At 57.5% G+C, this 1432-nt stretch carries 1 rRNA gene; it reads right to left on the bottom strand.

Features of this window, described 5'->3' with window-relative positions:
* Positions 1–1424, bottom strand: a 16S ribosomal RNA gene (locus QC180_RS30105); the annotation flags it as partial.
* Positions 1425–1432: the final 8 nt, after the last annotated feature.

Below are 1432 nucleotides of genomic sequence, written 5' to 3'. Positions count from 1 at the left end.
GGGTTAGGCCACCGGCTTCGGGTGTTACCGACTTTCATGACGTGACGGGCGGTGTGTACAAGGCCCGGGAACGTATTCACCGCAGCGTTGCTGATCTGCGATTACTAGCGACTCCAACTTCACGGGGTCGAGTTGCAGACCCCGATCCGAACTGAGACCGGCTTTAAGGGATTCGCTCCACCTCACGGTATCGCAGCCCTCTGTACCGGCCATTGTAGCATGTGTGAAGCCCTGGACATAAGGGGCATGATGACTTGACGTCGTCCCCACCTTCCTCCGAGTTGACCCCGGCAGTCTCTCACGAGTCCCCGCCATAACGCGCTGGCAACATAAGATAAGGGTTGCGCTCGTTGCGGGACTTAACCCAACATCTCACGACACGAGCTGACGACAGCCATGCACCACCTGTACACCGACCACAAGGGGGCCTACATCTCTGCAGGTTTCCAGTGTATGTCAAACCCAGGTAAGGTTCTTCGCGTTGCATCGAATTAATCCACATGCTCCGCCGCTTGTGCGGGCCCCCGTCAATTTCTTTGAGTTTTAGCCTTGCGGCCGTACTCCCCAGGCGGGGTACTTAATGCGTTAGCTACGGCACGGATCCCGTGGAAGGAAACCCACACCTAGTACCCACCGTTTACGGCGTGGACTACCAGGGTATCTAATCCTGTTCGCTACCCACGCTTTCGCTTCTCAGCGTCAGTTACTTCCCAGAGACCCGCCTTCGCCACCGGTGTTCCTCCTGATATCTGCGCATTTCACCGCTACACCAGGAATTCCAGTCTCCCCTGAAGTACTCTAGTCCGCCCGTATCGCCTGCAAGCTTAAGGTTGAGCCCCAAGTTTTCACAAACGACGCGACGAACCGCCTACAAGCTCTTTACGCCCAGTAATTCCGGACAACGCTCGGACCCTACGTATTACCGCGGCTGCTGGCACGTAGTTGGCCGGTCCTTCTTATACTCCTACCGTCACTCTCGCTTCGTCGGAGTCGAAAGCGGTTTACAACCCGAAGGCCGTCATCCCGCACGCGGCGTCGCTGCATCAGGCTTCCGCCCATTGTGCAATATTCCCCACTGCTGCCTCCCGTAGGAGTCTGGGCCGTGTCTCAGTCCCAGTGTGGCCGGTCACCCTCTCAGGTCGGCTACCCGTCGTCGCCTTGGTAGGCCATTACCCCACCAACAAGCTGATAGGCCGCGGGCCCATCTCGTACCGATAAATCTTTCCACCCACGGACATGCATCCGAAGGTCATATCCGGTATTAGACCCAGTTTCCCAGGCTTATCCCGAAGTACGAGGCAGATCACCCACGTGTTACTCACCCGTTCGCCGCTCGTGTACCCCGAAGGGCCTTACCGCTCGACTTGCATGTGTTAAGCACGCCGCCAGCGTTCGTCCTGAGCCAGAATCAAACTCTCCGTTGAAGACTCTC

It is taken from the genome of Nocardia anocheti (assembly GCF_029675105.1).
GTDB lineage: Bacteria > Actinomycetota > Actinomycetes > Mycobacteriales > Mycobacteriaceae > Nocardia.
This window is presented reverse-complemented; position numbering and strand designations above follow the sequence as displayed.